This is a genomic window from Arthrobacter sp. DualSoilB13 (assembly GCF_055389195.1).
Map to the genome: position 1 here is coordinate 4,257,607 of NZ_AP035865.1, position 25,681 is coordinate 4,283,287.

At 61.9% G+C, this 25,681-nt stretch carries 26 protein-coding genes and 1 tRNA gene; 8 read left to right on the top strand and 19 right to left on the bottom strand.

The features are described from left to right. Nucleotides 1-6: 6 nt before the first annotated feature. Entirely contained in the window at nt 7-906 is a 900-nt protein-coding gene (locus ACZ5J0_RS19675) for a diacylglycerol/lipid kinase family protein (RefSeq protein WP_223941300.1), read from the bottom strand. Nucleotides 907-1,318: 412 nt separating this feature from the next. On the opposite strand from ACZ5J0_RS19675, the gene ACZ5J0_RS19680 reads away from it, so the two are divergent. The 3 genes from ACZ5J0_RS19680 to ACZ5J0_RS19690 all read left to right on the top strand — a co-directional run bounded on the left by ACZ5J0_RS19680 (nt 1,319) and on the right by ACZ5J0_RS19690 (nt 4,611). Further along, nucleotides 1,319-2,314, top strand: a complete 996-nt coding sequence (locus ACZ5J0_RS19680; protein WP_464097210.1) for an acyltransferase family protein — start codon at nt 1,319-1,321, stop codon at nt 2,312-2,314. An 85-nt stretch (nt 2,315-2,399) separates the two neighbouring features. Beyond that, complete coding sequence (locus tag ACZ5J0_RS19685; RefSeq protein WP_464093860.1) at nt 2,400-3,077, top strand: ABC transporter ATP-binding protein; 678 nt, start codon at nt 2,400-2,402, stop codon at nt 3,075-3,077. A gap of 1 nt (nt 3,078) precedes the next feature. Beyond that, complete coding sequence (locus ACZ5J0_RS19690; RefSeq protein WP_464093861.1) at nt 3,079-4,611, top strand: DUF6297 family protein; 1,533 nt, start codon at nt 3,079-3,081, stop codon at nt 4,609-4,611. Nucleotides 4,612-4,617: 6 nt separating this feature from the next. On the opposite strand, the gene ACZ5J0_RS19695 is transcribed toward ACZ5J0_RS19690, so the two are convergent. Next, entirely contained in the window at nt 4,618-5,469 is an 852-nt protein-coding gene (locus ACZ5J0_RS19695) for a PhzF family phenazine biosynthesis protein (RefSeq protein ID WP_464093862.1), read from the bottom strand. A gap of 72 nt (nt 5,470-5,541) precedes the next feature. On the opposite strand from ACZ5J0_RS19695, the gene ACZ5J0_RS19700 reads away from it, so the two are divergent. Further along, nucleotides 5,542-5,964 (top strand): DUF1801 domain-containing protein, encoded by a 423-nt coding sequence (locus ACZ5J0_RS19700; RefSeq protein ID WP_464093863.1) that lies wholly within the window; start codon nt 5,542-5,544, stop codon nt 5,962-5,964. Between the two features lie 77 nt (nt 5,965-6,041). On the opposite strand, the gene rplI is transcribed toward ACZ5J0_RS19700, so the two are convergent. From rplI to rpsF, 4 genes are all read right to left on the bottom strand, one after another. Continuing rightward, a complete protein-coding gene (rplI, locus tag ACZ5J0_RS19705; protein WP_142937339.1) occupies nt 6,042-6,494 on the bottom strand; it encodes a 50S ribosomal protein L9 in 453 nt (150 codons plus the stop codon). Between the two features lie 17 nt (nt 6,495-6,511). Continuing rightward, entirely contained in the window at nt 6,512-6,751 is a 240-nt protein-coding gene (gene rpsR / locus ACZ5J0_RS19710; protein ID WP_003800144.1) for a 30S ribosomal protein S18, read from the bottom strand. A 128-nt stretch (nt 6,752-6,879) separates the two neighbouring features. Beyond that, on the bottom strand, nt 6,880-7,461 hold the full coding sequence (locus ACZ5J0_RS19715; protein WP_011776754.1) for a single-stranded DNA-binding protein: 582 nt from the start codon (nt 7,459-7,461) through the stop codon (nt 6,880-6,882). Between the two features lie 49 nt (nt 7,462-7,510). Further along, nucleotides 7,511-7,816, bottom strand: a complete 306-nt coding sequence (gene rpsF / locus ACZ5J0_RS19720) for a 30S ribosomal protein S6 (protein ID WP_011776755.1) — start codon at nt 7,814-7,816, stop codon at nt 7,511-7,513. Nucleotides 7,817-8,048: 232 nt separating this feature from the next. On the opposite strand from rpsF, the gene ACZ5J0_RS19725 reads away from it, so the two are divergent. Continuing rightward, the gene (locus ACZ5J0_RS19725; RefSeq protein ID WP_142937338.1) at nt 8,049-8,387 is read left to right on the top strand and encodes a YnfA family protein; all 339 of its coding nucleotides are present in this window, start codon (nt 8,049-8,051) and stop codon (nt 8,385-8,387) included. A gap of 91 nt (nt 8,388-8,478) precedes the next feature. On the opposite strand, the gene ACZ5J0_RS19730 is transcribed toward ACZ5J0_RS19725, so the two are convergent. Next, nucleotides 8,479-8,561, bottom strand: a tRNA-Leu gene (locus ACZ5J0_RS19730). 130 nt (nt 8,562-8,691) lie between these two features. On the opposite strand from ACZ5J0_RS19730, the gene ACZ5J0_RS19735 reads away from it, so the two are divergent. Together ACZ5J0_RS19735 and ACZ5J0_RS19740 are read left to right on the top strand one after the other, a co-directional pair. Next, nucleotides 8,692-8,862, top strand: coding sequence for a hypothetical protein (locus tag ACZ5J0_RS19735; RefSeq protein ID WP_464093864.1), 171 nt, complete (start codon nt 8,692-8,694; stop codon nt 8,860-8,862). Between the two features lie 26 nt (nt 8,863-8,888). Beyond that, a complete protein-coding gene (locus tag ACZ5J0_RS19740) occupies nt 8,889-9,548 on the top strand; it encodes a DUF1345 domain-containing protein (protein WP_464093865.1) in 660 nt (219 codons plus the stop codon). Between the two features lie 86 nt (nt 9,549-9,634). Here the strand turns inward: ACZ5J0_RS19740 and ACZ5J0_RS19745 are convergent, their stop codons facing one another. The 8 genes from ACZ5J0_RS19745 to ACZ5J0_RS19780 form a co-directional block, all read right to left on the bottom strand. Continuing rightward, on the bottom strand, nt 9,635-11,041 hold the full coding sequence (locus tag ACZ5J0_RS19745; protein ID WP_142937337.1) for an amino acid permease: 1,407 nt from the start codon (nt 11,039-11,041) through the stop codon (nt 9,635-9,637). A 222-nt stretch (nt 11,042-11,263) separates the two neighbouring features. Next, nucleotides 11,264-12,571, bottom strand: a complete 1,308-nt coding sequence (locus ACZ5J0_RS19750; protein WP_464093866.1) for a M18 family aminopeptidase — start codon at nt 12,569-12,571, stop codon at nt 11,264-11,266. Between the two features lie 38 nt (nt 12,572-12,609). After that, on the bottom strand, nt 12,610-13,497 hold the full coding sequence (locus ACZ5J0_RS19755) for an intradiol ring-cleavage dioxygenase (RefSeq protein WP_464093867.1): 888 nt from the start codon (nt 13,495-13,497) through the stop codon (nt 12,610-12,612). Nucleotides 13,498-13,677: 180 nt separating this feature from the next. After that, nucleotides 13,678-14,370 (bottom strand): response regulator, encoded by a 693-nt coding sequence (locus ACZ5J0_RS19760; protein ID WP_142937334.1) that lies wholly within the window; start codon nt 14,368-14,370, stop codon nt 13,678-13,680. Next, nucleotides 14,367-15,656 (bottom strand): histidine kinase, encoded by a 1,290-nt coding sequence (locus ACZ5J0_RS19765; RefSeq protein ID WP_464093868.1) that lies wholly within the window; start codon nt 15,654-15,656, stop codon nt 14,367-14,369. Before ACZ5J0_RS19765 ends, ACZ5J0_RS19760 begins: the two co-directional genes overlap by 4 nt. A 26-nt stretch (nt 15,657-15,682) precedes the next feature. After that, nucleotides 15,683-16,534, bottom strand: coding sequence for an ABC transporter permease (locus tag ACZ5J0_RS19770; protein WP_142937332.1), 852 nt, complete (start codon nt 16,532-16,534; stop codon nt 15,683-15,685). A gap of 2 nt (nt 16,535-16,536) precedes the next feature. Next, nucleotides 16,537-17,481: an ABC transporter ATP-binding protein gene (locus ACZ5J0_RS19775; RefSeq protein ID WP_142937331.1), complete on the bottom strand. Its 945-nt coding sequence runs from the start codon at nt 17,479-17,481 to the stop codon at nt 16,537-16,539. 148 nt (nt 17,482-17,629) lie between these two features. Beyond that, complete coding sequence (locus ACZ5J0_RS19780; RefSeq protein WP_464093869.1) at nt 17,630-19,132, bottom strand: phosphatase PAP2 family protein; 1,503 nt, start codon at nt 19,130-19,132, stop codon at nt 17,630-17,632. 55 nt (nt 19,133-19,187) lie between these two features. Here ACZ5J0_RS19780 and ACZ5J0_RS19785 point away from each other — a divergent pair, with 55 nt between their 5' ends. After that, nucleotides 19,188-19,892 carry a phosphatase PAP2 family protein gene (locus ACZ5J0_RS19785; RefSeq protein WP_166841981.1) on the top strand — a complete coding sequence of 235 codons (705 nt, stop codon included), beginning with the start codon at nt 19,188-19,190 and terminating at the stop codon, nt 19,890-19,892. Here the strand turns inward: ACZ5J0_RS19785 and ACZ5J0_RS19790 are convergent. From ACZ5J0_RS19790 to ACZ5J0_RS19805, 4 genes are all read right to left on the bottom strand, one after another. Beyond that, complete coding sequence (locus tag ACZ5J0_RS19790) at nt 19,837-21,024, bottom strand: MFS transporter (protein ID WP_142937328.1); 1,188 nt, start codon at nt 21,022-21,024, stop codon at nt 19,837-19,839. The genes ACZ5J0_RS19785 and ACZ5J0_RS19790 overlap by 56 nt on opposite strands. Continuing rightward, a complete protein-coding gene (locus tag ACZ5J0_RS19795; protein WP_142937327.1) occupies nt 21,021-21,788 on the bottom strand; it encodes a DeoR/GlpR family DNA-binding transcription regulator in 768 nt (255 codons plus the stop codon). The genes ACZ5J0_RS19790 and ACZ5J0_RS19795 overlap by 4 nt, the downstream gene beginning before the upstream one ends. A 154-nt stretch (nt 21,789-21,942) precedes the next feature. After that, nucleotides 21,943-23,625, bottom strand: a complete 1,683-nt coding sequence (locus ACZ5J0_RS19800) for an ABC-F family ATP-binding cassette domain-containing protein (protein WP_142937316.1) — start codon at nt 23,623-23,625, stop codon at nt 21,943-21,945. 44 nt (nt 23,626-23,669) lie between these two features. Next, nucleotides 23,670-25,673, bottom strand: a complete 2,004-nt coding sequence (locus ACZ5J0_RS19805) for a penicillin-binding transpeptidase domain-containing protein (protein WP_464093870.1) — start codon at nt 25,671-25,673, stop codon at nt 23,670-23,672. Between the last annotated feature and the right edge of the window lie 8 nt (nt 25,674-25,681).

Genomic DNA, 25,681 nt, shown 5'->3' on the forward strand with positions numbered 1-25,681 from the left:
AGGTGCCTAGCCGAGGGTAGCCAACGCCCCGGGAGCACACTCCACCCTGACCTTGACGTTAGCCTCCACGGACTTGACCTCGCCGTCCATTTGATACGGCAGCGGCTTGAGCGTGGTGAATTCATAGCTGCTCACGCTCGGCTGATCACCAAGGCCCTGGGTGGTGGCCTTTAGCGCGGTCAGCAGAACACGCCACTTGGGCATGTGCGGAAAAGTGATGACTTCAAACTTTCCGTCGGACGGGTGATCCTCTGCCTCACTCAAAGTGGCGTACTTGGCCATTTCATTGATGTTGGCGAACACCAGGCTGTCGAACTTCCGGCGCTTTCCATCCGCCAGGCGGATGCCGAAAGGCTCGAACTTGGAAAAGGTCTGGATCACGGTGACCATTTCCTTGAGAGCGCCCTTACTGCCCTTTTCCAGTTCAGTGGCCACCACCGGGGTCAGGCCGAATCCGATGTAGGAATGCGCGTATTCATAGGGCGCATCATCATTCTGACCCGTGTGAATCCGAAGAAGATCGATGTTGTGGACACGGCCCTCCACAATGGCCTCTTCCAACGGCTTGGTGCCAATGATCCGGCTATGGTCGTTGGCGTTGCCTGCAGCCAAAACCGCGGAAACGGCTCGCGGATTCTCCGCCTGCATGACGCCGTTGACAACCTCGTTGTACCCCCCATCGCCGCTGACGGAGACCACCAGGACGTCGCCGCCCTTTGAGGCCGCCTCACGCGCCAGGTCCACAGCATGCCCGGCATGCTCAGTGGGCTGAAGTGTAATTTCGGACTGGTACGTGAGCAGCTGCTCGAGCTTGTCGTGCAGCTGCTGCGCGAGCTCAGGTGCGTCCCCGGTGCTGTTGGGGTTGAAGATGATGACAATCGACTCAAAGGTCCGTGCAGTATCCATATGTGCTCCTCCTAGATGCGCCCGCTTAACTTCTACCCAATGCGCTGGGCGTCAATCAGGTGCCGGTGGAGTGAGTGAGGTAGGGGCGGCCAGCCCTCATGTGCCCGTCCAGCTCTTTGAGTTTGCCACGATAGGCGGCCACGGAGAAGTCGGGCACTAACCACACGCCTTTACGCAGGTCCACAACAACGCGCTGCGTAGACCAAATAGATGGTGTGAACGGACCAAACCCCCTGGCCCGGTCACACTATTTAGACGATTGGCGTGAACCTGCCGTGATGTCTCAAGGCAGGCAGTGAAGCCTGAAAAGGGATCTGTGGAAAAGCTTGAGTCGTCCTTCTTGTCCGCCCGGTACTGGCCGCAGCTAGACGGGCTCCGAACCGTCAGCATCGCAATAGTCCTCGTCTCTCACATGAGCGACCCCCACATCTGGGGATTTCTCAACGGGTCAATGGGAGTGACTCTTTTCTTTGTGATCAGCGGTTTCCTGATCACATCGCTCCTGATCCGCGAGGAACGCCGACGTGGCCGGGTGTCGATCTTTCAGTTCTATGTAAGAAGGGCCTTTCGCATCCTGCCGCTTTATTACATTGCGCTTTCAACGGCCGCAGTGGGCGTCTTCATGTTCGGCCTGGGTGAGGGTCCGGTCAAATTTGCGGAGCGGTTACCGCTCCTGGCAACGTTCAATGGGGATCTCGCCAGCGGTGGCAGCTTTGTCCACAGTTGGTCGCTTGGCATCGAGGAAAAGTTCTACATCGTGTGGCCGTTCCTCATGTTCGCCATACGGCTGATAAGAAGGCATCGACTGGCCACGGCCAGCGTTTTGCTCGTCCTCGCCTCCGCGGCCAGTTACTGTGAAGGTGCGCGATACTTCGGGATTTACACCGCCATTCTTGCCGGTTGCGTCCTTGGCCTCACCATGCACACCCACCGGGGATTCAAGATGGTGTCAAAGCTCGCGCACCCCGGAGTGGCTGCCGCGCTCATACCTGTAGCTATCACCGCCTACATTCTTGACCCGGTCCTCCCCGGCGGCGCCGAGAGCGGCAATGCGCACGTCCTGTTCTCCTTCACCGTTGCGCTTCTTTTCCCTTCATTCATCCTTGCTACCTCGCCCCTCACAAGGTTGCTGAGCTGGAAGCCTGTCGCTTTCCTGGGGACCAGGACGTATGCGATCTACCTTTTCCACCCTTTCTGCATCGACGTGGTGAGCATGGCTATCCCTGCTGACCAACGAAATTTTGGGCTCGCTATTGTCAGGCTGGTCCTGGCCGCCGCCATGTCATTCGGTGTTGCAGAGGTACTGGCCCGTACCGTCGAACAGCCGCTGATTCTGTTAGGGAAGCGGTTGACATCCACCTCGAGGCGCACGACTGCCCCGTCCTCAGTACCCGCCAACAAGGCCTAAACAGGCATCTCTTCTTCTCCGCCGCGAAGTGGGCAGCAACTTTGGCTATCAGAGGGTGACGCAATCCCGCCGGTAGGGTTGCACCATGGGGAAGGTATTGGAGGCCGAAAGGCTGCTGGTTGGCTATGCCGGGTCTCCGGTTTGCGGCGAAGTGACCGCGACGGTGGACGCTGGTGAAGTCCTGGGAATGGTAGGCGTCAACGGCGCCGGAAAGTCCACGGTGGCCCGGACCATTGCGGGACGGCAGAGCGCCCTGGCCGGAGACATCAAGGTCCACGGCCTCCTCATCGATCCGGACGCGGTACCGTTCCGTCGGCAAGTCTCCGCAGTTTTCGACGACGATCTCTTCTTCCCGTCCCTCACAGTCCGCGAGCATTTGCTCCTCATTGCCCGTGGGCACTCCCTGGATGACCCCGAAGCTCGCGTTGAAGAAGAACTGGACTTCTTTGGGCTCCTGGGCAGGGCCCACGCCATCCCGGATGCGTTGTCCTCCGGCCAGCGCCGCAGGTTACTGCTTGCCGCCGGGCTCATCCGCCCGTCGTCGCTCCTTATCCTGGATGAGCCGGAACAGCGGCTGGATCCCACAATGCGCGACGCCCTGGGTGATCGAATCGCCGCGCATGCCCAAGACGGTGGTGCCGTGGTCCTGGTGACCCACGATCCGCAACTGCTGCTCGCCACGGCCACCACGTGTTTGGTCATTGACGAGGAAGTCCAGGAGTTCCACCCCGAGCAGGGGGCCTCGATCATTGCCGGATCCTGACGTGCTTGCCCTTGAACGTTCCCCGCAATGCCGGGAGCTGGCATCGGACATTGTCCGTTTCACCCGCCGATCCGCCCGGCGCTACAAACGCAGCCGGATCTCGTGGGGAACCCGCTTCGTTGACGCCTACAGTTGGGGACTCGGCATAGGTGTTTCCCTGACCATTGCGGCCTCGTTCGTGCTGGCGCTGCGCAACGAAATCGCGGAGAGGACATCACCGCAGAACAGCATCATCCGGGCCCAATGGGTGGTGCTGCCGGAGTCCTTGCTGTGGACGTCCATCACACTCGCGGCCCTCCTGGTCATCAGCAACCTTGCCCGGAAGCTTGGACCGATGTCAGTGAATGGAGCAGAGAGCACTTGGTGGCTCACGCTCCCGGTCGACCGCCGGCCCATGGTTCTGCCGCCTTTCATTCGCAGGGTGGCCCTTACCGCAGCCGGATCAGCCATCATCTACCTGCCCTTCAGCATGGTGACCGCTGTTGACCGCGCTCCTGGCGAACACGTTCTTGCCGCACTCACCTTCGGAGCTGCGGGTTCCATCGCGGTGACTCTGGCCGCCCTTCAGCAGCTTGCCCTCATGGGTCCGCGGCTTGGCAAGACAATTGCGACGGGGGGAGTTCTTGCGTGCTCTGTCCTTCCGGCCTTCTCATCCTCTCCGTGGCCCACAGCACTGGCGACCGTTGCCGCCGTCGGGCTCCTTGCCGTGGTGGTGCCGCGCGCCGGCCAGGTGCGGGGAGACGAACTGGTACGCGGCGGCGCCGTTGCCGGGCACGCCGGTGCGTCGCTGTTCATGATGGACTCCAACGAGGTGCTCAGAGCTCTGGGCGGCAATCGTAAAAGGATCGACGGCGGCAGGGCAGCCCGCTTCTACGCCCGCCCCACGCGGGGCCCACTGAGGGCGCTGATCCGTGCTGACGCGGTGGCCTTCCTCAGGCTCAATCCCCCGGTGACGCCGCCGGTCCTGTGGCTCACCGCCTGCATCGCCATACTGCTGGTGAAGGGTGGCCTACCCGAGTTCGCACAGTTGACGGTGATCGTGATCGCAGGGTGTGCCACGGCTTCCGGACTGGGCGGTGTGGCCCGCAAAACGGCATTAGTCCCTGAACTCGACGCAATGCTTCCGCTGCATCCGGCACTTGTGCGAACAAGCCGGACACTGATGCCGTGCGTGGCGATGTCCGTGTGGATGGCTGTGCTCTGCAGTCTGTTGGTGCTGCTCGGGGCTGCGAACCCTGCCTTGATAGGCGTTGGTGCCCTGGCCGGGGTCGGGATGGGTGCCGGGACACTCCGCGCAGCCACCAGGACCCCACCCGACTGGACCGCCCCGCCGGTGGAGACCCCCTTCGGGCCGGTACCGCGGGCCCAACTCGGCTCCCTGATGCGCGGGCTGGACGTGACCGTCCTGGCCATGGTTCCGATGCTGCTGGCCCTGTACCTTGGCTACGTACCGACGTCCGTTGTTGCTGTCCAGGCGGCCTTCAGTGCCGGCATCTTCCTGCTGGTTGTCCTGACACGCCCCAAGCGCTCCTAGCAGCGCTTAGAGCAGCACCGTGCCTTCGATGCACGTGACTGAGGCACCGCCCACCCAGATTTCGCCATCCTCCGCCCTGACGTGAATACGGCCAGCCCTGCCCAGGACAGTACCTTGGGCGGCAACATACTCGTGGGGAGCCCGGCCGCTGCCGATCAGCCACTGGGCCGCACCGGCATTGAAACTTCCCGTGACCGGGTCCTCCACCATGGCGTCGCCGGAAATGAACGTACGCACCTCGAAGTCGATGCCGGCCCCGGGCTTGTGGGGGCCAATGATCCCGACCTTCAGGTCACCCATGGCAGCGAGATCCGGCTCCACGGCCAGGACCTGCTCAGCCGAACCGAGGAGCACGCCGATCCACGTGGGTCCGTTGACCAGCCACGACGCATCCAGCAGGGCATCCTCGGGCAGCTGCAGGCCGGCAGCGAGCTGCGCCCGCGTATTCTCATCCACCGGACCGAAGCGGGTCAGCGGTGGCGCAGCGAAAGCCAAGCGACCGGCGTCGTGCTTTACTCGCACCAAACCCGCGCCGCACTCCTGAACCACAACGCCGCCAGTCTTGGGCACTCCCCCGGCCTGCAGCCACGTGTGCGCCGAGCCCAACGTAGGGTGGCCAGCGAAAGGGAACTCCTCGCTGCCCGTGAAGATCCGCACCTTATAGTCCGCTTCGGGGTGGGTGGGAGGGAACAGGAACGTCGTCTCGGAGAGGTTGGTCCAGTTGGCGAAGTGTTGCATCACTTCCGTGCTGAGGCCTAGGGCATCCACCACCACCGCGAGCGGATTGCCAAGGTACGGGACCTCAGAGAAGACGTCTACTTGGTGGAACGGGCGAATACGCAGGGCTTCTGAAGTCACCGCTGAAGGCTATCACCGGGGTGCTGACCCGATATGCTGACGCACCCGTGGCGCGTCTGCCACACTACCCCTATGGCAGAGAACAAGACCCAACCCACGGACGTCTCCGTGGAAGAATTCCTGGCCGCGGTGGAACACCCCAAGCGGCGCGAGGACGGCTTTGAATTGCTGGAAATGATGCGCGACATCACCGGCCAGGAAGCCGTCATGTGGGGCCCGTCAATCGTCGGCTTCGGTAGCTATCACTACAAGTACGAGAGCGGCCGCGAGGGTGACTCAGCCGCCGTCGGGTTCTCTCCGCGCAAGACCAACCTGGCGCTGTACGGACTCACTTACGGTCCCGATGCAGACCGTTTGCTACCCGAACTCGGCAAGCACAAGACCGGCGCCGCCTGCCTCTACGTCAACAAGCTCGATGACGTGGACCGGGGTGTGCTCGCAGAGATGATCCGAACCGGCTACAAGCACGTCATGGAGGAGATCAACACACCGTAATCCCCCGCCAGTTGGGGGGAAGCAAAAGACCCCCACCACCGGAATTCGGTAGCGGGGGCCTTCCTTGCAGTCAGAGACTACTTGCTAGCAACGACCTCGAGGTCGATGACAGCAGAAACATCCTCGTGCAGGCGAACGTTGGCCGTGTACGAACCGACAGACTTGATGTGGTTCGGCAGTTCAACGTTGCGCTTGTCGATGGCGCCGAGGCCAGCGGCCTCAACAGCAGCAGCGACATCAGCAGGCTTGACGGTGCCGAAGAGACGACCGGACTCGCCGGCCTTCACCTCGAGCTTGACCTTCTTGGAGGACAGAGCCTGAGCCTGTGCCTGTGCAGCTTCAACAGAAGCGTGCGCACGAGCGGCGCGGGCAGCCTTGATGGTCTCAACCTGCTTCTCGCCACCCTTGGTCCAGGTCAGAGCGAAGCCGCGGGGGAGCAGGAAGTTACGTGCGTAACCGTCCTTGACCTCCACAACATCGCCAGCAGCACCGAGGCCGGTTACTTCGTGGGTCAGAATGAGCTTTGCCATGTTAGTTAATCCCTTCCTTAGCCGCGGCCAGCGCCGGAGTAAGGCAGCAGAGCAACTTCGCGGGCGTTCTTGATTGCCTGGGCGATCTTGCGCTGTTCCTGAACGGTAACGCCAGTGACGCGACGAGCGCGGATCTTTCCGCGGTCGGAGATGAACTTGCGCAGCAGTGCTACGTCCTTGTAGTCGATGACAGTGATGTCAGCGGCCTTCAAGGGGTTGGACTTTGGTTTGGGCTTACGGAGTTCAGCCTTAGCCATCGTGGAGCTCCTTTTCTATGGAGCCCGTGGATATTGATCCACGGGATGGTGGTGTTCGACGGCGGTTGTCACCATGGTGCCTTCCGGCACTTACGGTGAGTGTCCGGCGTCGGACGTTTATTTGGTGTTTAGAAGGGAGGTTCGGAATCCGGGCCATTGCCCCAGCCGCCAGCATTGCTGACACCGGGCGTCGCCCAAGGATCATCCTGCTGTTGTGCGGGCTGGTTGCCGCCCCAGGTTCCACCGGAGTTGCCGCCGCCCTGGTTTCCACCAGGAGCGCCTCCTCCGAAGCCACCGGAATTACCGGCGTTACCGCCACCGAAGCCACCCTGGCCACCGCCGGAGCGCTGGGTACGGTTGACCTTGGCGTTTGCGTAACGCAGGCTCGGGCCGATTTCATCGACCTCAAGCTCGATTACGGTGCGCTTCTCGCCTTCTTTTGTCTCGTAAGAACGGCTCTTCAAACGGCCGGAAACGATGACGCGCATGCCCTTGGTAAGGGACTCGGCCACGTTCTCGGCTGCTTCGCGCCATACCGATGCGCGGAGGAACAGGGTTTCCCCGTCCTTCCACTCATTGGACTGGCGGTCAAAGGTCCGGGGAGTAGAAGCGATGGTGAAGTTCGCTACTGCTGAGCCAGACGGGGTGAACCGCAGCTCGGGGTCATTGGTGAGATTACCGATGACCGTAATAGTGGTTTCGCCTGCCATCTACTGCCTCCTTGTTCGTTCCTGCGGGTTAAAGATTGGAAGGGGCTGATTACTCAGCAACGACCTTCTGGTCTTCAGGGCGGATGATCTTGGTGCGCATGATCGTCTCGTTGAGAGACAGCTGGCGATCAAGTTCCTTGGCGGTAGCCGGCGCTGCGGTGAAGTTCACCACGGCGTAGATACCTTCGGACTTCTTCTTGATGTCGTACGCCAGACGGCGACGGCCCCAGATGTCAACCTTTTCGATGGTTCCACCATCGGTGGTGATGACATTGAGGAACTTCTGAAGCGACGACTCTACGGTACGCTCTTCGACCTCGGGGTCGATGATTACCATCAATTCGTAAGGACGCATATGTGAACCCACCTCCTTTGGGCTAAGCGGTTACGGTATTTCCGTAACAGGAGGTTCATTTGCGATGCTGCATTGGCGCTCCCCGACCTAAAACACGGCAAGAGGGCGTAACACAGACTTCAATATCTTAGTGCATCTCCTGCACTCAAAGCTATTCGGCGGAATCTCCGGCCGAAACCGGCCAAGTTGCGTATGTGGATAACCCGGCGGGGCAGCAAGGAATACTGGGGCTATGACCATTCTGAAGTCCACCATTCTCTTCGTTTTGGCAGCCGTCGCAGAGATCGGCGGAGCTTGGCTCATCTGGCAGTCCGTGCGCGAAGGCAAAGCGTGGTGGTGGGCAGGGCTTGGCGTCGTGGCGCTGGGAATTTACGGTTTCTTCGCGGCCTTCCAACCCGAGGCTCACTTCGGCCGGGTCCTGGCGGCCTATGGCGGCGTGTTCATTGCCGGTTCCCTTGCGTGGGGAATGCTGATGGACGGCTTCCGGCCGGATCGCTGGGACGTGATCGGCGCCGCCATCTGCATGGTGGGTGTAGGCGTCATCATGTTCGCACCCCGGCCGGGCGGCTGAGGCCGGACGTGCAAGGCCGGGCGTCCGAGGCCGGGCCTAGCGCCCAGAAACGACAAAACCCCCGGAAGATCACCTTCCGGGGGTTTCTTTGTGCGCGGAGGGGGACTTGAACCCCCACCCCCTTTCGAGGACTAGCACCTCAAGCTAGCGCGTCTGCCATTCCGCCACCCGCGCAAGGTGATCAGGAGAAACAGTGTTTCGTTTTTCTCCTTGACAGCGTCAAAGACATTAGCACGAAGAACGGAAATTCGTGGATTCCTACCGGCTTGGCCTGCCGTGACAGCCTGCCACTAGGGTTGGGGCCATGGATGCCACACCACTGAACGCCCTGGTTCTGACGGTCGTCTTCTCCGCGATCGCCCTCTACTTCTTGTACTTCGTGATCCGCGCCGGCGTAAGGGACGGCATCCTGCAGGCCGACGAAAAGCGCAATGAGCAAGATGCCAGCGACCCGTCACGGCAAACGGACTTTTGAGCTCTCCCGCTGGTTAGGGTGAGCACATGCACAACGTCAGGGTGAAGCGGAGCCGGCTGCGCTTTGTCGTCATGGTTCTGGCCGGCGCCTCGGCCTTTGCCGTCGCCGGCGCCCTGGGCAGCTGGGTGGAAGCTCCGGCAATTGGCTGGGCCGTGGCCGCCCTGGTCTATGTGGCGTGGGTGTGGTTGGTGATTGCACGGCTGGATCCGGAAGAGACCGAGCAGCACGCGACCTCCGAGGACCCATCTCGCGGCCTCACGGACGTGCTGATTCTGATTGCCAACCTGGCCAGCCTTGCAGCCGTCGCCGCTGTCATCGTCGATTCGCATACGCAAGGAACCGGCACGCGTCTTTCCTCTGCGGCACTCGCCTTGGCATGCGTGGGATTGTCCTGGATGCTGGTCCAAACCCTCTTCACGCTGCGCTACGCCGAGTTGTATTACAGCCAGGATGGACGGGCCGGAGGTGAAGTGGGCGGCATCAGCTTCAACCAAGAGCGCCCTCCGCAGTACACGGACTTTGCCTACCTGGCCACCAGCCTGGGCATGACGTATCAGGTGTCGGACACTAATCTCGGCAATCACGCGATCCGCGCCGAGGCACTCAAACATAGCCTGCTGTCCTACATGTTCGGCACTGTCATTCTGGCCGTCACCATCAACCTGGTCATCGGCTTGGCCCAGTAGCCGCGCACCGGTGCCCTTAAAACGAAACAGGACAGCCGCCGTCGGGTATTGACGGCGGCTGTCCCGCTATGAAAAAACCAACCCGGTCAGGAACCGATCTTGGCGTCCTCAGCTTCCCCGGCGGGCACCGGGTTGGAAGGTGTGGCACCCTTCCGGCGGTAGCGAAGCACACCGATGCCCACCACGATCGCGGCCAGCGCCAGCGAAAGGAACAACGATTCGCGGGTGGATTCAATGATGACCATACCGATGATCAGCGCCACGATGGCCGCAATGGCGATCCACGTAAGATACGGGAAGAACCACATCTTGAGGTCGAGATCCTTGGCGGCTGCACCCATTCGTTTGCGCAGGATGAGCTGCGAAGTTGCGATCACCAACCATACGAAGAGCGCAATTGCACCAGAGGTATTCACCAGGAACAGGAACACGGAGTCCGGCGCGATGTAGTTGGCACCAACGGTGAGGAATCCCACCACGGTGGAAGCGAGCACTGCCGCAGCCGGAACGCCACGCTTGGAGATCTTCATCCAAGACCGGGGAGCATCGCCACGCTGCGAGAGGGAGAAGAGCATACGGCTGGCCGTGTACAGCCCAGAGTTCAGGCAGGAGAGCACCGAGGTGAGGACAACGATGTCCATGATGGTGCCTGCACCCGGAATTCCGTAAAGCTCAATGACGGCTACGTATGGGCTCTTGGCCACGGAAGCATCGTTCCACGGCAGCAAGGTCACCACGATGGCAATGGAGCCGATGTAGAAGATCAGGATGCGCCACACGGTGGACTTCACTGCCTTCTTGACGGCGTCCACCGGGTTTTCGGACTCGCCGGCGGCGATGGTGGCGATTTCGGCGCCGAAGAACGAGAAGACCACTACGAGGATGCCGGCCAGGACTGCGCCCGGACCGTTTGGCATGAAGCCACCCTGATCCAGGAGGTTGGCGACGCCGGGGGCGGAAACACCCGGCATGAGACCGAGGATTGCAACGATGCCAGCGAGCAGGAAGATGACAATTGCCGCAACCTTGATGGACGCGAACCAGAATTCGAACTCGCCGTAGGACTTCACGGATCCCAGGTTCGTCAGCGTGAGGAGCACCATCAGAATGAGTGCCCAGATCCACTGATCCACTCCGGGAACCCAGCGATGCATGATGGCCGCACCGGCCGTGGCTTCAATGCCAAGGACGATGATCCAGAACCAGGCGTACAGCCAGCCGATGCTGAAGCCGGCCCAACGGCCGAGTGCTTTATCCGCATAGGTGGAGAACGAGCCCGTCTCAGGGTTGGCCGCAGCCATCTCACCCAGCATGCGCATGACGAGGATGACCACCAGTCCGGCAGCAAGGTAGGCAACAAGAATACCCGGACCGGCCTGCTGGATAGCGGCTCCGGAACCAACGAACAGTCCGGCTCCGATGACGCCGGCAATAGCGATCATGGAGAGGTGTCGGGGCTTCAGGGACTTGGAAAGCTGTTGGTCAGCGTGCATGGTTCTGCGCCGTCCTTTGGGTTTGGGGTTGGCCACAGTGGTGTGCCACGGGCCACATGACTACATCACGCTAACCTGCTACACCGCGCTGAATACTGTGCAACCAAACATTTTGAAGACGCCCAAACAGGAACCGTGCACAAAATGTAAACCTCAAAGCATCCAAAGTTTCCTATAGGAAACTTTTGTAATACCCCTGAAATGAGTGCTTGACGCTTCAGCCTAGACCGAAGTGGCGAAAAAGAGTTCCACCACAGTGGCCAGGCTCCTGGGATCCTCCACTCCGCACAGTTCCCGCGCGGAGTGCATGGACAGCAGCGGGATACCCACGTCCACCGTCCGGATCCCGAGGCGGGTAGCAGTGAGAGGCCCAATGGTGGAACCGCACGGGAGATCGTTGTTGGAGACGTACTCCTGATAAGGAACGCCGGACTCGGCGCAAAGCCTGGCCCAAAAAGCAGCTCCCGCAGCGTCCGTGGCGTAGCGCTGGTTGGCATTGATTTTCAGTAGTGGACCACCATTGAGCACCGGCCTGTTGGCGGGATCGTGCTTTTCCGCGTAGTTCGGGTGGACTGCGTGGCCGGCGTCCGCAGAAACACAGAACGACGCCGCTATGGCCTGCCGCCTTTCACTCACCGAAGCGCCAAGGCCGTCGGAGATGCGCACCAGGATGTCCTCAAGGATGGGTCCGCAGGCGCCGGATCGGGAATTGGAACCGATCTCCTCATGATCGAACGCTGCGAGGACGGCGATCGGGCCTGACGCAGGCGCTGCGGAGGCGTGGGCTATCAGCGCCAGAAGCCCCGCGTGCGTGGAGGAAAGGTTATCCAGCCGGCCGGAGGCGAAGAACTCACCCTTGGCCCCGAAAACCGCAGGTGCCTGCGTGTCCGCCACAACGACGTCGTAACCGCCGATGTCCGCGGCATCAACAGTGGCGCCTTCCACACGATCGGCGAGCAATCCCAGAAGGTCCTCGCTGGCAGCATCGCCCTGACCGAAGATGGGGTTCATGTGCTGCTGCTTGGAAAGGTGGAGCCCGTTGTCATTGACGCCGCGATCCAAGTGAATGGCAAGCTGCGGGAAGCGAAGAAGCGGACCTGTCGCCGTCAGGTGCTCAGTACCGTCACGCAGTACCAATCGGCCGGCCAACTGCAATTCCCGGTCCAGCCAGGAATTGAGCAACGGTCCACCGTAGACCTCGACGCCCGCCTGCAGCCATCCGAATTTGCCGGTGGTGGGCTTCGGCTTCAGCTTGAACGACGGCGAATCCGTGTGTGCACCAAGGATATTGAAACCAGTGGTTGGTCCGGCGCTTTCGGGTGTGACCCAAGCGATGAGTGCACCGTCGCGGATTACGTAGAACTTACCCGCTCCACCATTCCACGGCTTCAGTTCATCCAATCCGGTGAAGCCTGCAGCATCCAGTCGACGTGCGGCTTCGTGCACCGCGTGGAAACTGGACGGGGACGCCGACACGTACGCACCGAGGTCCTTGATGTGGTCAATTGCGGCGGAGGCATTCGAAGGCATGCCACCGAGTCTAGCCCCCGCTCCTCGTGCTTACCGGGCTATACAGTGACGTTCAGCGCGGCTGTGTATCCGCCGGAGACCGAGCCGGACATAGTCGCCAGTTGGTATATTCCTCCATCGTCCCCAAAGACGTTGTCCGAGGTCAAAGTGGTATTCGGGAAGTTCCGGGCACTGGCTTCATAGCCGGAGGTCGCATAAACCTCCTTGCAGGCAGACTCGGTAAGCGCGATTTGGGAGACCGCGAGGACCTGCCCGGCCGCCGTCGCGTTGCTCATGGATTCAAATACCTCAAAGTGAATATGAGGCCAGCGACCGCTGTACGCACCCGGGTAGATGGTGCTGAAAGTAAGTTGCCCATTGGCGTCGGCTTCCTGAACGCCGCGGAGGTAGTTCTCGTTCTCAAGGCCTGAGTCGTAGAGCGAGTATTTGCCATCCTGATCGCAATGCCAGGCGTAGACGGCGGCTCCGGCCAAGGGGGCGCAACCGTTGGAATTGTCCAAAAGCGTGAGTGTAACTGTCAAGGGTACGCCTTCGGCTTTGGTGGTGGATCCGCCAAAACTGGACCTGATGTCGCGACGAACCACCCCGGAGGCCTCCAGCGCGTTGGGGCCGTTGGAACCGTCGCCCGGATAGGGCCCCAACGTCTCCTCCGGGATCTCCACTCCACATTCAGCGAAGGCACGGGTCACCGTGCTCGTGGCCGATGCGGAAGGCGACGCGGCCGCCGTCGTGCTTGCCGTGGGGGCGGCAGTAGCGCTGGCAGTGCTCGACGGCGATGCGCTGCCACCGCCCGCACTTGGCGTGCAGGCCGCCAGGGCTGCTGCCGCGCCTGCGCCGAAGAGCATCCCTAGGCCGCGTCGCCGGCTCAGGAGTGTGGAGAGGTCGAACTCGAGGCCGCGGTCGTGGTCGGGGTGAGGAGTAGTCATGCATCCATGAAACGCGCCGCGCCTAGGGGTTGTATATGGGAGAGCTGTGCCGCGACTGTGCACCCGATCGTCGAGTTGCTTCCTGACCCCCTTTGAGGCACAAGTACGTCAACAGCAACCCAGACAGGTTGTCATTTCGACTTTTTCTCATTAAAGGAGGTCAGGAAGCCACAGACAAGACTAGTAATCCGGGTTGCTGGGCACCACGAGTCCGGTTTCATAGGCATACACCACAACCTGCACCCTGTCCCGCAACTGGAGCTTGCTCAAGATCCGGCGCACGTGAGTCTTTACAGTGGCCTCGGAGAGGAAGAACTTATGGGCGATCTCAGCATTGGAAAGGCCCTCGGCGATAGTGGTGAGGATTTCGGTTTCCCGCGGGGTGAGTTCGTCCAAAAGGGGATCGCGGTGCGGGCTCGGAGAATGTCCGGGCACCACGCCGCCTCGAACATAGGTTTCCAGCAGGCGTTGAGTGACTCGCGGCGCCACCACCGCATCGCCACTGGCTACCAGGCGCACAGCATGAACCAGTTCAGATGGCGCAACGTCCTTTAGTAGGAACGCGGAAGCACCGGCCTGCAAGCCGCTGAAAGCGTACTCATCAAGGTCGAAAGTGGTCAGGATGATGACCCGCGCATCGGAGCCTGAATCCGAGATCCGTCGTGTTGCTTCGATGCCGTCCATGCCTGGCATACGCACGTCCATCAGGACCACGTCCGGCTGCAGGGCCTCTACCTGGCGTACGGCCTCAATCCCATCCGACGCCTCGCCCACAACGTGGAAGTCCTCTTCGCCCTCAAGAATGAGCCGGAAGCCCATCCGCAGCAGTGGCTGATCGTCCACCAGCAGCACGTTGATGATGTCTTCGGTCATGATTCCCCCTTTTCGCCGTTCCAGCGGAGCTCGGCGTGGACCGTCCAGCCTCCCCTTTTTCCCGGACCGGCAGTAACGATTCCAGCATAGATTCCGGCGCGTTCATTCATTCCGGCAATGCCTTGTCCCGTCCCCAGGCTGCCCACGGACTCGCTGCCACCTTCGCGGGTTCCCCGGCCGTCGTCGAGCACGTCAATGGTGACCAAATCGCCGTCGCGAGCCACTTGGACATCAACCCGGCTGAGCGAGCGCCCGTACCTCAAAACGTTGGTCAGCGACTCCTGCACAATCCTGTAGACCGTCAGTTCGAAAGCTGGGTCAGCCGGGAGGCCAGGTCCCGTATGGGCATAGTGCAGCGGCAGTCCGGCAGTTCGGAAACCGTCCAAGAGCTTCGCCAGGTTCTGCCCGGATTCAAGGGGTGTCAGCGGTGCTGGCCGCCCGGAATCGTCGCGCAGGACACCGAGCACCCGGCGCATATCTGCCAAGGCGGCCCTTCCCGTGCGCGACAGTTCGCCGAGGACGTCGCCGGCCCGCTGCGGATCCTTCTTGACCACCACGGCGGCACCGTCCGAGAGACTGATCATTACCGTCAGCGAGTGCGCAACGACGTCGTGCATTTCGCGGGCGATCCTGTTCCGTTCGGTGACCTTGCCCAGCTGCGTTGTCCGCGCAGCCCAGGCCGCGATCTCCGCCTCATGCTCCCTGCGCTGGCGTACCGAGATGCCGATGCCCGTGGCGAGGAGGTTGGAGAGCATGATGGTCACGGCGGTGGCGATGTTGTTGATGAGGTGGAAGTTCTCCGGGACGTCCTGCAAATTGTCCATCTGGCTGGGGCTGGTCCACATGAACAAGTACAAAAGGCTCAACGGGAGGCTGGCCGCGGCGAACACCACCAGGGTCAGCGCACGCCTCCGGAGCGCCGCCACCGCGTACAGTGCGAACCACAGGCCAGCGGAAACGTTCGAGCCCCATGGGTTCAGGATGGTGGCCGCTATTTCAAGAAGCGCGACTGCCAGAACCACCTGCAGCGGGAACCGTCGCCTGAAGAACAACGCCGAGGCGATCAACAGCAGAATTACCACCACGAGCCATTTACCGTCGACGGCCGACGGAATGATGGTGGGCAGCGCCAGGAGAACATAGCAGAGGATCACCACGGCATCCATGGCGCGGGGACGCTTGAAGAAGTAGCGCCGGATACGGCCCCTGCGTCGCTGGGCAATTTCAGCGAAGGACGCATCGGCCGTGGTGGCCGATACGTCCTTCATCTGTGGAGCTTCAGTCATGAATCGAGCCTAGACGGCACTCCGTCCTAGACGTCCCGCTTCTTGAGCAAAATCATGGCCAGCGCAACCGGGACAATTACCCAAGCTCCCAGGACCAAGCCTGCCTGCCAGGCTTCCAGCGTTTCAGGAACATGCTCGACGGCGGTCAACGGACTAATGGTGCTGGTGGGCAGGTACTTGTTGGCTTCCTTGAAGAAATCACCGGGGATGAGCTGGAAAGCGATGGGTGCCACAAACAGCAGTCCAACCAAGCTCATGATGCCGCCGGCAGAGTTCCGCACGATCGTTCCAAGGGCCATGCCAATGGCCGCTACAGCTGCCACGTAGATGCTGTTGACCACCAGGAGCTTGACCGACTGTGAGCTGCCCAGATCCAGCTTGAGGTCGTAGTTATCCACGATAGGGAGCGACACCAGCCCGGCGATGTAGATGGACACGGCGGTCAGGAGGAAGGAGCTGACCATCACCACAATCAGCTTTGCCAGGAAGGGCGAAAGCCTTTTGGGAACGGCGGCAAAGGTGGAGCGTGCCATTCCGGTGGTGAACTCGGAGCTCATGAGCAGGACGCCCAAGGACCCGAGGATGAGCTGGGCAAACGAGATTCCCGAGGTGGGTATGCTCACCGCGAGGTCCCCACCCTGCGCTGCCATGGCGGCAGCGGCCTCAGGGTCGTTGGCCACCTGCTCTGCAAACTGTCCTGTTCCCCATGCTGAGAGGGCGGCGAAACCCACCATCACCAAGGCAGTGGAAGCCAGGAGGATCAGCGTGGACATTAGCGTGCGGAACTTAATGAACTCGGAGTTGAGTACGCGGTGGAATGCCGGTCCGGGACCGACGGAGTTACGGATGGACTTGCGGTCCACAGTGGTGGTGCTCATGTCTATTTCCCTCCGGCCTGGGCGGGAACCGAGGCCCCGGTGGTGATGTGTGAGTGGTATTCGACCTCGTCCTTGGTCAGTTCCATGTAAGCCTCTTCCAGGCTTGCCTGGAGCGGTGTGAGCTCGTAGACCATCACTTGGTTGTCCAAGGCCGTACGGGCGATGCCGCGGGGATCAAGCCCTGAAACTTCCAGCAGTTCGCGTTCGTGGACCTCCACGGATACGCCGGTGCCGGCCAGGAGCTGCATGAGGCGTTCAGGCTGGTCCGTGCGGACGCGGGTCCGTGCATGGCCCTTGCCGGTGATAATTTCGGCGATGGGTGCGTCGGCGATGATCCTGCCGCGGCCGATCACGATCAGGTGGTCTGCAGTCAGCGCCATTTCGCTCATGAGGTGGCTGGACAAGAACACCGTGCGGCCTTCAGAAGCCAGGTACTTGACGAGGTTGCGAACCCACACCACGCCTTCAGGATCAAGACCGTTCACCGGCTCATCGAGGATGATGGTCTGCGGGTCACCCAGCAGCGCTGCGGCGATGCCAAGGCGCTGACCCATTCCGAGTGAGAATCCCTTGACCTTCTTCTTGGCGACGTCTCCCAGTCCGGTCATCTCGATGACTTCCCGGACACGGCTCTTGGGGATGCTGTGCGTTGCTGCCATGGCAAGCAGGTGGTTGTATGCGGTGCGGCTCGTGTGAACAGCCTTGGCGTCCAACAGGGCACCGATCTCCCGCAGCGGCGCCTTGTGTTGCGCGAAGGGCTCACCGTTGACGGTTACAGAGCCCGATGTAGGAGCGTCCAGCCCCATGATCATGCGCATGGTGGTTGACTTGCCGGCACCGTTCGGACCCAGGAAGCCCGTCACCCGTCCGGCCTGGACAGTGAAACTGACGCCGCCCACGGCGGTCTTCTCGCCGTAGACCTTGGTCAGGCCTTTTGCTTCGATCATGGAAGCGTTCCCTCCTCGGAGCACATGTGCGTGCAAGTGAGTTTCGAATGTAGCTACAACGCTACTCACGGAAGGAACACAAATCGCCTGTCTCAGGGATGATTCAGGGTTCAGTCAGGGTAGTCCTCGCGGATGATGCCCCCGCGCCTTAGGCCTCCGGCAGCGGCGAGTAGACGGTAAGCTCGCCCGGCTTCACCGTGAAGGTGGCTTTGCGGACGCCAGGCTTCGGCTCCCCGTCAACCGCCAGAACCAAGGGTTGCCCAATCGCTTCCACGGTAACGGTAGTGGCCTCGGTCAGGTGGGTGACCTTGGAGGCGGCAACCGTACCCGTCACGACTGCCCAGAGCAGCCTTGCACGGGCAAACGGCTCGTCCGCAGTGATCATGCGCAGATCGAAAACACCGTCATCCAGTACCGGCCTGCGTAGTGGTGCATGGTCGCTGGGGTAGAACCTGCCCCTGCCCATGTAGAGAATCCAGAGCTTGTGCTTCACCCCATCAACCAGGAGTGTGGTGGGGGAGTTCACTCCGAAGGTGCGTAGCGATGCCACGACGCCGGCCAACGGCTTACCCATAGCGGGCTGCAATCTCTCCCGGCGACGCACCAGATTCGGATAGACGCCAAAGCTGGCAGTATTCAGCATGGCCAACTCGGTGGTCTCGGGCGCCTCGGGAAGGCCCCGCTGGACCACCACATGGCCCAAATCTACGGAAGCCGCCTGCCCTCGGGTCACGGCGTCGATTGCATCGTCTATGGAGCTGGTACCGAGGTCGCGGGCGAAGTGGTTGAGGGTTCCCCCTGGCAGGACCAGGAGCGGCAGTGAATGTTCGACGGCGGCAGCCGCCGCGGTGCCTACCGTTCCGTCGCCGCCCCAAACGCCCAAGGCGACGATGCCTGGTCGGGTTGCGACCGCCTCGATTTCAGCCGCTACGTCTTCACCCTCGGAAATTTCACGTATATGCGCCTTAGGGAATATGCCCCGCAAAAGTTCCGCGGTTTCAGGGGTGTAGGACCCACCCAGGGCGTTGACCGCTATACCCAGTCCCTCACCATCAGATATTGCCGGCGCCTCCGCAGGCGTTCGGCGGGGTGTCGGTTCGGCAGGCCTGGCAGGCCACCACTTACGGGTCAGGACGGCTGCTCCGGCGCCCAGTGCGGAACCGAACACCACATCGGAGGGCCAGTGGGCGCCTGTGTGCACGCGTGAGTAGGCCACTCCCGCAGCAATCGGAGCAAAGGCCAGACCCAGGCCGGGAGAGACAATCCCAGCGCCCACAGCAAATGCCACGGCGGACGCGGAATGACCCGAGGGCATGGAGGAACTGGTGGGTTGTGGGTTCACGAAGCGGAACAGCGGCAGGTGCGTCGGGAGGGGGCGGGCCCGAGGGAGCAGCCGCTTGAAGATGAGGTTGGTGACCGCTGACGCGACACCTAGCGCGAGCACCCCGTGAAGGGCCGCCCTGCGCGGTTTTCCGGGAAAGGCGGCCATGACTCCGGCTATTCCGAACCACAACTTCCCTTTGGTGGCCGCAGCGGAGAGTCTCCGGAAAAAGACATCGTGATCGCCCTGGGGTTGCCGGGACACTGCCCGCACCAGGAAATGGTCAAACCTCGCAACCCGTTTGGGGCCTTTGCCCAAGAAGCCTCGCATGCCTTCACACTAACGCCTGCCGGTGCCACCCATCTGCCATGGCTACCATGAATGGATGATTCGTGTACTCCATCCACGTCCGCGCCCCGGCTGGCAGCTGGTCACCCCCGGAGTACTCCTGCTGTGCGCCTTTGCAGTTCCCGGGGTGTTGATCATGGCAGGGCCAGGCGAGCCGGCCTTCAACCGGGCGGACACCGGCTGGCAATCCTACGCCTTCAGCCTGCACTCCCCGTTCTGGGATCAAGTGAACGCAGTCCTCAATTGGGCAGGGTATGCCGGGATGCTTTTCTTCCACGCGGTGCTGGCTGCGTCGCTCCTGATATGGCGCCGACCCAAAGCAGCCATCTTCGCGGCTGCAAGCGGCCTTTCCGTACTGGCGCTGACGCAGCTGGCGAAAGCCGTGGTGGGCAGGGACCGGCCAGAGGGGGCCAGGGTTCTCACCGATACAGGTTCATACCCCTCAGGGCATGTATCTGCCACCACGGCGTTCCTCCTGGTGACCACGTTGCTGATCGGACGCTGGTGGATGGCAGTGATCGCCGCCCTTGGCGTGATCGCCATGATGATGAGCCGCACTTACCTCTCGGCCCACTGGCTCAGTGATGTCCTGGGCGGGGCGTGCCTTGCCGCCGGCACTGTGCTCCTCATGTGGTGGTACTTCCGAGACACATGCATTAAGGAGAATGAGCTGGCAGACGGGCGCACTATTTGGTCGGCAAAGGCTTCGCAACGCCGGCAAGAAGCAGAGCAAGCAAAATAGGCGCACCGATGGCAAGCAAAGCCATATGGATTCCGGTGTGGTCGCCGAGGTAGCCCAGCAGTGGCGGACCAGCCAGGAAGGCTACGTAGCCGATGGTGGAAACCACGGATACCCGGGCGGCTGCATGCTTGGGGTCGTCCGCTGCGGCCGACATCCCCATGGGGAAGGCCAAGGCCGCTCCAACGCCCCACAGTGCCGCACCAACGCCGGCCAGGACCACATTGCCTGCGAAGACAAACAGTGCGAGCCCTGCGGCGGCTGCTGCCATGCTGGCCCGGAGGACGTTCACTCGTCCAAACTTGTCGATCGCCTTGCCGCCGAAGAACCGCATGACGGTCATAGCCAGGACAAAGAGCGCAAAGAGCAACGCACCGGTGGACTCCGAGGCTCCGAGGCCGTCCACCGCAGCCTTCGCGATCCAGTCATTGCCCGCACCTTCGGTGAGCGTGGCACCGAGGACCACCACACCGATGAGCAGCGTCCTGCCATCCCGCCAAGCTGTGGGACCCTTCTCAGCCACCGCGCCGCCGTCGTGAATTTCTTCCACCTCGTGCGGCAGGAAGTACTTGGGAACTGTCAGCGCCAAGGCGATGGCGATCGCCGCGATAACCAACAAGTGCTCCGGCAGGCCCACACCCAGTTGGGAGAGTCCGGCACCGATCAGGGCGCCCAGGAACGCCCCACCACTGAAGGCAGCGTGGAATTGGGGCATGATGGTGCGCTTGAGCCGGTGCTCGACGTCAGCGCCTTCGATGTTCTGAGCCACGTCCCATAGCCCGATGCCAATGCCGAAGAAGAACAGGGCTACCGCCGTACCCGGAACGGAAGCGGTCATCAGTGAGAAGGCAATGGCTGCACCTGCGGCGCCAGCCACGATGCCGGCCACCCGGACCGTGTTGGCTGTACCGATCCTGCCCACTACCCATCCGGCCGATGGCAGCGCCAGTAGAGAACCCACAGCGGTGCAGAGCAATAGCGTGCCCATCTGGCCGGACGTCAGGCTGAGCGCCTCCGTCACAGCAGGGATGCGCGCAGCCCAGCTGGCGAAGACCAATCCGTTCATGCCGAAGATCAGGAACGTCGCCACGGCCGCGGCGTTGACGTTGGTGGTGCTTCTGGTGTTGGTGGTCATGCAATCACAACTTCCACGGAGAGTTTGTTGAGCCGGGCAAGATCGTCGGGGGATGGTTCTTGGTCTGTCACGATGACGTCCACAGCCTCCATGGCTGCCACGAGAGCTACTGCGCTGGCATTCCACTTGCTGCCTGCGGATGCCGCGATGACCCGCGCCGCGGATTCCAGTCCGGCACGTTTCACCGCGGCATCATCAAGATCGTGGGCCAGCAGGCCGTCCTTGAGGTTAAGTGCGCAGGGAGTTACGACGGCGGTGTCGAACCTCAGTGAGCGAATGTTGGCTTCGGTCATGGGTCCCCGGAACGACTGTTCCCCCGGGATGAGACGGCCGCCGGGAAGAATGAGCTCCGGCGCGCGGCCGTCCTTGGTGTGAGTGAGGGCCTCGACGCCATGCAGTGACATGGGCATTACCGTGATTTCACGGTTACCCAGGCGTCGCGCGATTTCCGTTGCCGTGGATCCGCTGTCCAGCCACACGTATTCGCGGTCCCTGATCAGCTGGTCCACCACCTTTGCAATACGGACCTTGGCTTCGTGGTGTTCCAATTCGCGTTGCCCGTAACCTGGGTTGTCTCCGCGCGCCAACAGGCTGCGTGCACCGCCGTGGACGCGCTTCAGGACTCCGTTGGCGGCGAGGATTTCCAAGTCGCGGCGGACGGTGGCGCCGGAAGCTCCTGTTGCTTGGACGAGCTCTTCCACTGTTGCTTGCTCGCGGGTGCGCAACAACTCGCCAATGAGCCGGTGGCGGTCAGCAGTTCCCATGCTTCAACCGTAGCAACATTTGCTCAAATAATCACATAGCATGATCATTTGAGCACTATCCATCTCTCACATCCCATGGCTTAAAGCGAAACGCTCTCGCAGCAGGTGCAAGAGCGTTCGCCGAAAGCGGCTGTTATGTGAGAGACCGTTGGAACTAGCGGGCGCGCTCCACCCGCTTCTCATCCCACACGGGTTCCTCCGACTCGTAGACCTTGCCGTCGGAACCGAAGATCATGAAACGGTCAAAGGACTTTGCGAACCAGCGGTCGTGCGTGACAGCAAGGACAGTGCCCTCGAAAGCGTCGATGGCCCGTTCCAGAGCCTCGCCCGAATGAAGGTCAAGGTTGTCCGTAGGCTCGTCCAGCAGCAACAACGTGGCGCCGGAGAGTTGCAGGAGCAGGATCTGGAACCGTGCCTGCTGACCACCGGACAAGGACTCGTACTTCTGCTCGGACTGACCGGCCAAGCCGTACGAATCCAAGGCACCGGCGGCGGCCTCACGGGCGAGTCCGGAACGGTGCTCATCGCCACGGTGCAGGATCTCGAGCAGCGTCCGGCCCAACAGATCAGGCCGGACATGCGTCTGTGCGAAGAACCCTGGCCGGATGCGGGCACCCAGCTTCACGGTGCCTTGATGCGGCACTTCAGCAATCACTACCTCGGACACCGGCAGGTGCTCACGCTCCGGATCGGTGCCGCCGGTAGCCAGGAGGCGCAGGAAGTGGCTCTTGCCCGAACCGTTGGAACCAAGAACACCAACGCGGTCGCCGAACCAGATCTCTGTGGAGAACGGCTTCATAAGACCGGTCAGTTCCAGCTTCTCGGCCACGACGGCACGCTTGGCTGTTCGCCCACCCTTGAGCCGCATCTTGACGTTCTGCTCGATCGGCAGTGCCTCAGGCGGGCCAGCTTCCAGGAACTTGGCAAGGCGGGTCTGCGCTGCCTGGTACCTGTTGGCCATGTCGGAGCGGAACGCGGCCTTGTTCTTGTACATGTTGACGAGTTCCTTGAGCTTGATGTGCTCCTCGTCCCAGCGTTTCCGGAGTTCCTCAAAACGGGCGTTACGATCGGCACGCGCCTCGACATATGTGCCGAAGCCGCCACCATGGATCCATGCTGAAGCGCCATTGATACCGGGCTCGAGTGTGACGATACGGCTGGCCGCGTTGTTGAGCAGCTCGCGGTCGTGGCTGATGAACAGGACGGTCTTCTTGGACTCGTTGAGCTTGCTTTCCAGCCAGCGCTTGCCCGGAACGTCCAGGTAGTTATCGGGTTCGTCGAGGAGGAGGAGCTCGTCCGGGCCAGCGAACAGGGCTTCCAGGACCAGGCGCTTCTGCTCGCCACCGGACAGGGTGGAGGCGCGACGGAACTGCGCTTTGTCGAACGAAATCCCCAAGGCTGCCATGCAGACCTCGTCCCAGACGGTCTCGACGTCGTACCCGCCGGCGTCTCCCCAGTCCACGATCGCCTGCGCATACTTCATCTGCGTGGGCTCGTCGTCGTGCTCCATCATGGCCAGCTCGGCGTCCTCCACAGCCTTGGCAGCGGCTGCGAGGCTGGCCTGCGCCGTGGAAACGAGGAGATCCCGGACAGTGGATTCGTCCCGAACCTGGCCCACAAACTGCCGCATGATGCCCATGTTGCCGGAGCGGCCAACAACACCCTCGTCCGGCGTGAGGTCACCGGAGATGATCTTGAACAGGGTGGTCTTGCCCGTTCCGTTGGGCCCGATGAGCGCCGTTTTGGTGCCATCGGGGACCTTGAAGGTCACCCCGTTGAGCAGCTGGGTGCCGTCGGAGAGGAAGTAGTCGATGCCGGAAACGTCAATATGGGCCACGTTTCAATCCTCCCATGGCGGCGGATTGGCACTCGACGGCGGTGTCAGCCGGCTGCGGTGAGGAACGACTTCAGCAGGGGTCCGCTGGTAGTGGCACCCAAGCCGCCTTCTTCCACGAACACGGCAACCGCCAGATCCCCATGCGTCGCCACGATCCACGCATGGGTCTTTGGCGGGTTGTCATTGCCGAATTCCGCGGTGCCTGTTTTGGCCCCCACCGGCGTACCGGGAACTTCGGCGAGGAAGCCAGCGTGGCCTGAGGTCACTACAGCCCGCATCATGTCGGACAGTGCGGCCGCTTCTTCCTTGGTGATCGGCTTGGTGGACGCCGGTGACACAGGAACGGCGCTCACTGAAGCAGACGCTGACGACGGCGACGCGGCGCCACCTTCGGTGGGAGTGGCACCGGAGCTGGGGTTCTGGGTGGCGGCCGGGGACTGGGCGGCGTCAGCGTTCAGCACGAGTTGCGGAGAAACAGGTGCGCCGTTGGCGACGGAAGCTGCCATGACCGCGGCCGAGAGCGGGGAGAAGAGCACCTTGCCCTGGCCAATCATGGAAGCTGCGTGCTCGGTACCTTCGGCAGCCCCGGGAACCGAACCCAAGAACGCATCAGCCCCCAGCTTGGGAGCCTCAACCGCCACGCCCAAGGCCTGTGCTGCGGATTCCAGCTGGTCCTGGCTAATGGAATCCCTGGCGTTGATGAAGGCCGTATTGCAGGAGTGCGCAAAAGCGTCGCGGAGGGCCACCGAGCCGAGGGAGCTTTCCGGATACCCTTCGGCGTTCTTGAACGTGCGGCCGTCCACGGTCAGCGTTGAGGGGCATTCAACCTTGGAATCCGGGGTGGCGCCGTTGCGGAACATGGCCAGGGAATCAACAATCTTGAAGGTGGAACCCGGCGCATATTGGCCAAGCATGGCCGTGTTGTAGCCGTTGCTGCCTGGTCCGGACGCTGCGGCTAGTACAGCGCCGGTGGATGGCTTAAGGGCAACAATGGCCGACGCGGGCCCAACACCGGCCAACGTTTCCTCCGCCAGCTGCTGGAGTTTCAGGTCCAGCGTGGTTTTCAGCGTGGTGCCCGGGGACGGGAGGGACGAGAAGAACACTTTGGTGCCCGGGGTCTCACCTTCGGACTTAACCTCGGGAGTTGCCAGGACTTCCACGCCATCTTTACCGCGCAGCAACGAGTCGTACTTCTGCTGCAGACCGCCAGTGCCCGTGGTGTCTCCGGCGCGCAGCGCACCATTGGAGTTTTCAATCTGTTCAGCACTGGCTTGACCAACGCTGCCGAGCAATGCCCGCGCGAAAGTCCGGGTGGGAGCCAAAGCCATGGAGTCCAGGATGCTCGATCCGCCGGGAATGGCCTCGATTTTAGCTTCAGTGATTTCCGCCGTGTAGGCGCGCAGCACAAGGCCCTCCACGAAAGCCTGCGGACCTGAGGCGGCAACCTGCTTGGCGTACTCTTCAGGGTCCAGCCCGAGCAGAGCCGCCATGGCTCGCGCAGAACTGTCGGCTTGCTCTGCCGGAACCTTGGTCTTGTCGATGCCCACCCGGAAGACGGGACGGTCCTCAACAATGGGAGCATCTCCGGCACCCAGGATCTGGCCGCGTTGCGCGGGAACGGTCTTGACGGACAGGGTCTCACCCTCGGAGAGTTCCGGTGCAAGGAGTGCAGGGGTCCATTGGACAGCCCACTTGTCGCCGACCTTCTTCAGCGTGGCTTCGGAGCTGTACTCCCACTTGGCCGAGCCGATGTTCCAGCTGTATTTAAGGGGGAACGTTGCGGTGTCGCCGTCGAGCTTGACGTCGCCTGACTCTACTGCCGGCTTGGCGTCGAGTCCCTCGAAGACGGCTTTGAGTTGATCATTGGCCGCGGCTGCGTCCTTACCCTCCACGGCGAGCTGGCCGACGTCGAGCGCCGCCAGCGAGGAGGCGAGCTGCTTGGCTGCTCCTTCCGCGCCGGCGCGGCCGTCATCGCAGGCGGTCAGCGAACCGGCCATCACCAGCGATACGAGACCAAGGACAAGACCGTGTTTTTTCAATTTCCCCATTTGCGACA

Excerpts from the sequence above, each read along its gene's own strand:
- ACZ5J0_RS19675 (WP_223941300.1), bottom strand. The coding sequence starts at position 906 with ATGGATACTGCACGGACCTTTGAGTCGATTGTCATCATCTTCAACCCC.
- ACZ5J0_RS19680 (WP_464097210.1), top strand. The coding sequence starts at position 1,319 with ATGAGCGACCCCCACATCTGGGGATTTCTCAACGGGTCAATGGGAGTG.
- ACZ5J0_RS19685 (WP_464093860.1), top strand. The coding sequence starts at position 2,400 with ATGGGGAAGGTATTGGAGGCCGAAAGGCTGCTGGTTGGCTATGCCGGG.
- ACZ5J0_RS19700 (WP_464093863.1), top strand. The coding sequence starts at position 5,542 with ATGGCAGAGAACAAGACCCAACCCACGGACGTCTCCGTGGAAGAATTC.
- rplI (WP_142937339.1), bottom strand. The coding sequence starts at position 6,494 with ATGGCAAAGCTCATTCTGACCCACGAAGTAACCGGCCTCGGTGCTGCT.
- rpsR (WP_003800144.1), bottom strand. The coding sequence starts at position 6,751 with ATGGCTAAGGCTGAACTCCGTAAGCCCAAACCAAAGTCCAACCCCTTG.
- ACZ5J0_RS19715 (WP_011776754.1), bottom strand. The coding sequence starts at position 7,461 with ATGGCAGGCGAAACCACTATTACGGTCATCGGTAATCTCACCAATGAC.
- rpsF (WP_011776755.1), bottom strand. The coding sequence starts at position 7,816 with ATGCGTCCTTACGAATTGATGGTAATCATCGACCCCGAGGTCGAAGAG.
- ACZ5J0_RS19725 (WP_142937338.1), top strand. The coding sequence starts at position 8,049 with ATGACCATTCTGAAGTCCACCATTCTCTTCGTTTTGGCAGCCGTCGCA.
- ACZ5J0_RS19735 (WP_464093864.1), top strand. The coding sequence starts at position 8,692 with ATGGATGCCACACCACTGAACGCCCTGGTTCTGACGGTCGTCTTCTCC.
- ACZ5J0_RS19740 (WP_464093865.1), top strand. The coding sequence starts at position 8,889 with ATGCACAACGTCAGGGTGAAGCGGAGCCGGCTGCGCTTTGTCGTCATG.
- ACZ5J0_RS19745 (WP_142937337.1), bottom strand. The coding sequence starts at position 11,041 with ATGCACGCTGACCAACAGCTTTCCAAGTCCCTGAAGCCCCGACACCTC.
- ACZ5J0_RS19750 (WP_464093866.1), bottom strand. The coding sequence starts at position 12,571 with ATGCCTTCGAATGCCTCCGCCGCAATTGACCACATCAAGGACCTCGGT.
- ACZ5J0_RS19755 (WP_464093867.1), bottom strand. The coding sequence starts at position 13,497 with ATGACTACTCCTCACCCCGACCACGACCGCGGCCTCGAGTTCGACCTC.
- ACZ5J0_RS19760 (WP_142937334.1), bottom strand. The coding sequence starts at position 14,370 with ATGACCGAAGACATCATCAACGTGCTGCTGGTGGACGATCAGCCACTG.
- ACZ5J0_RS19765 (WP_464093868.1), bottom strand. The coding sequence starts at position 15,656 with ATGACTGAAGCTCCACAGATGAAGGACGTATCGGCCACCACGGCCGAT.
- ACZ5J0_RS19770 (WP_142937332.1), bottom strand. The coding sequence starts at position 16,534 with ATGAGCACCACCACTGTGGACCGCAAGTCCATCCGTAACTCCGTCGGT.
- ACZ5J0_RS19775 (WP_142937331.1), bottom strand. The coding sequence starts at position 17,481 with ATGATCGAAGCAAAAGGCCTGACCAAGGTCTACGGCGAGAAGACCGCC.
- ACZ5J0_RS19780 (WP_464093869.1), bottom strand. The coding sequence starts at position 19,132 with ATGCGAGGCTTCTTGGGCAAAGGCCCCAAACGGGTTGCGAGGTTTGAC.
- ACZ5J0_RS19785 (WP_166841981.1), top strand. The coding sequence starts at position 19,188 with ATGATTCGTGTACTCCATCCACGTCCGCGCCCCGGCTGGCAGCTGGTC.
- ACZ5J0_RS19790 (WP_142937328.1), bottom strand. The coding sequence starts at position 21,024 with ATGACCACCAACACCAGAAGCACCACCAACGTCAACGCCGCGGCCGTG.
- ACZ5J0_RS19795 (WP_142937327.1), bottom strand. The coding sequence starts at position 21,788 with ATGGGAACTGCTGACCGCCACCGGCTCATTGGCGAGTTGTTGCGCACC.
- ACZ5J0_RS19805 (WP_464093870.1), bottom strand. The coding sequence starts at position 25,673 with ATGGGGAAATTGAAAAAACACGGTCTTGTCCTTGGTCTCGTATCGCTG.